Raw genomic sequence first — 2,614 nt, forward strand, 5'->3', positions numbered from 1 at the left:
CTGGTTGGCGGCACCATCAGACACTGTCATCAGTGTCAGGCCGCCACTTTCAGCCGCAAATACCGGATTATTATCGTGCTGGCCATTTTGCGTCAGGCGCTCGGCCTGCAACAGAGTCCGCCTAACCGGGTGCTGGTCGGCATAGCGCTGGCGTTAACCTTGCTCATCATGCGCCCGGTGTGGACAGACGTCTATGAACACGCTTTCAAGCCGTATGACGCAGGCCAGATGACCTTGATGGATGCCTTTGCAGTGGCAGAAAAACCCGTCAAAGATTTCATGCTCAAGCAAACCCAGCAAAGCTCGCTGGAACAAATGCTGCACATTGCCAACGAGCCGATCAATCAGAACGCCGAAGATTTGTCGTTTGCCGTCGTGTTACCCGCTTTCGTGATCAGTGAGCTCAAAACGGCATTCCAGATTGGCTTCATGTTGTTTATTCCCTTCCTGATTATCGACCTGGTGGTTGCCAGCGTCTTGATGGCGATGGGTATGATGATGCTGTCCCCCCTGATCATTTCTTTGCCGTTCAAGCTGGTTATATTCGTGCTGGCGGATGGCTGGGCAATGACGGTTGGCACTCTCGCAGCCAGTTTCGGGTAGGAGAACAACATGACACCGGAACTCGCTGTTACCCTGTTTTCAGATGCTGTGTGGATGATCATCACCATTGTGACGGTACTGGTCATTCCGGGGCTGCTTGTCGGGCTGCTGATTGCCGTGTTTCAGGCGGCAACACAGATTAATGAGCAGACCCTGAGCTTTCTTCCGCGTTTATTGGTGACCCTGCTGATGGTGATTTTCGCCGGCCACTGGATGATCCGTAAACTCGTCGACCTGTTCACCTATCTGTTCCATAACATTCCGGGAATGATTGGCTGATGGATCTGACCTTTGCGCAAATCACAGCCTGGCTGGGGCAAGTCTGGTGGCCCTTTTTCCGCCTCGGGGCGGCGCTCGTGGCTATGCCCTTTTTTGGCGACGGCGCCATTCCGATTTGGATAAGACTGCTTTTTGCCTTGTCGATCAGCATTCTGATTGCGCCGCTGATGCCAGCGATGCCAGCTGTGGATCCCCTTTCCCTTAAAGCACTGGTGCTCGCCTTCGAGCAAGCGATCTGGGGAGTGTTCTTCGGATTTATCATACACCTGTTATTCAACACCATGACCATGCTCGGGCAGATTGTCTCTATGCAGATGGGCCTGAGCATGGCGATCATGAATGACCCGGTGAACGGCATGTCTGTCGCCCTGCTCGGCCGCCTGTTCCTGATGTTCAGCACCTTGCTTTTTCTGGCACTGGACGGCCATCTGATCGTGATTGATATTCTGGTCCAGAGCTTTCATGTCTGGCCTGTCGGCTCAGGTATCAGTGAAGCGACGCTGCACCAGATTATGTCCATGGTCGGCTGGATGTTCGCCTCTGCACTGGCGCTGGCCTTACCCGCCATCGTTTCCATGCTGCTGGCAAACATCAGTTTTGGCGTCATGAACCGGGCCGCGCCCAGCCTGAACGTGTACGCCTTAGGCTTTCCCATGACCATGCTTCTGGGCCTGTTCAGTATTCTCATTGCTATCAGCGGTGTACCCAGCCGCTATACCCAGTTCGTGCATACCACCTTGCAGGAACTGACCTATTATGTCGCAGGAAACGGCCTATGAGTGACCAGAGTACGCAGGACAAAACAGAAAAAGCCACGCCCCAGAAAATCCGTAAAGCCAGAGAGCAGGGGCAGATCCCACGGGCCAAAGATCTCACCGCCGCGGTGATTTTTATCGTTGTGGTGTATTTCTTCTCGGTCCAGCTTGAGGCCATCTGGGATGCACTCAGCGGTGTGTTCCGGTTCAACATGCAACTGACCCGCGAAGACTTGCAGTCGCCCTGGCAAGGCATAGAACATATGGGGCAAAGCCTGGCTATTTTGATAGAACTGCTGCTGCCACTGTTTGCGGTCATACTGTTAGCGGCCATCGCGGGAAGTCTGATGCTGGGCGGCTGGCTGTTCTACCCTGCCGGTGTGCTGCCAAAACTGTCGAAGATCAGCCCGATTGCCGGCATTAAACGTATGTTCTCGATACGCTCACTGGTTGAGCTGCTGAAATCAACCCTCAAAGTGACCGTTATCTTTTTGCTGCTCTATACCTATCTGGATTCTCATCTGGCTGAACTGATGGCGATGCAGAACCTGCCTTTGCGCCAGGGCGTTGTCGCCGTCATGAGTATCCTTTTTCACGGTGTGCTGCTGATGGGCGTTGCGCTGATCATTTTTGGCTTGCTTGATGTGCCCTACCAGCGTTGGGAGCACTTAAAGCAGCTGAAAATGACCAAACAGGAAACCAAGGAAGAATACAAAAACAACGAAGGCCGGCCGGAAGTGAAACAGCGTATCCGCCAGATTCAGCAGCAGTTTGCACGACGTAAAGTGGAAAAAACCGTGCCGCAGGCAGATGTGGTGATCACCAACCCAACCCACTATGCGGTCGCCATTAAATACGATCCGACTATGTACGATGCCCCTTTCGTGGTGGCCAAAGGGGTGGATGAAATGGCCCTGCATATTCAGCGTATCGCCCGCGAGAACAACGTGGAAATACTGAATTCCCCGCCACTTACG

The 2,614-nt window shown here is 53.5% G+C and carries 4 protein-coding genes; all 4 read left to right on the forward strand.

Going from position 1 to position 2,614, the window contains the following annotated elements; all coding sequences use genetic code 11:
* Nucleotides 1–603: flagellar type III secretion system pore protein FliP (gene fliP, locus P0Y67_RS22475; RefSeq protein ID WP_342393677.1), on the forward strand; the 603-nt coding region annotated here is incomplete at its 5' end.
* 9 nt (nt 604–612) lie between these two features.
* Nucleotides 613–882 (forward strand): flagellar biosynthesis protein FliQ, encoded by a 270-nt coding sequence (gene fliQ / locus P0Y67_RS22480; RefSeq protein WP_027252354.1) that lies wholly within the window; start codon nt 613–615, stop codon nt 880–882.
* Nucleotides 882–1,661, forward strand: a complete 780-nt coding sequence (fliR, locus tag P0Y67_RS22485; protein ID WP_046220723.1) for a flagellar biosynthetic protein FliR — start codon at nt 882–884, stop codon at nt 1,659–1,661. The genes fliQ and fliR overlap by 1 nt, the downstream gene beginning before the upstream one ends.
* The coding region (flhB, locus tag P0Y67_RS22490; RefSeq protein ID WP_342393678.1) for a flagellar biosynthesis protein FlhB at nt 1,658–2,614 on the forward strand (957 nt) is incomplete at its 3' end. The genes fliR and flhB, both read left to right, overlap by 4 nt.

The sequence above is a fragment of the Photobacterium sp. SP02 genome (genome assembly GCF_038519165.1).
In the GTDB taxonomy this organism is placed as follows: domain Bacteria; phylum Pseudomonadota; class Gammaproteobacteria; order Enterobacterales; family Vibrionaceae; genus Photobacterium; species Photobacterium halotolerans.

What these genes read in the sequence shown, in the direction of transcription:
- fliR (WP_046220723.1), top strand. Translation starts at nt 882, where the DNA reads ATGGATCTGACCTTTGCGCAAATCACAGCCTGGCTGGGGCAAGTCTGG.
- fliQ (WP_027252354.1), top strand. Translation starts at nt 613, where the DNA reads ATGACACCGGAACTCGCTGTTACCCTGTTTTCAGATGCTGTGTGGATG.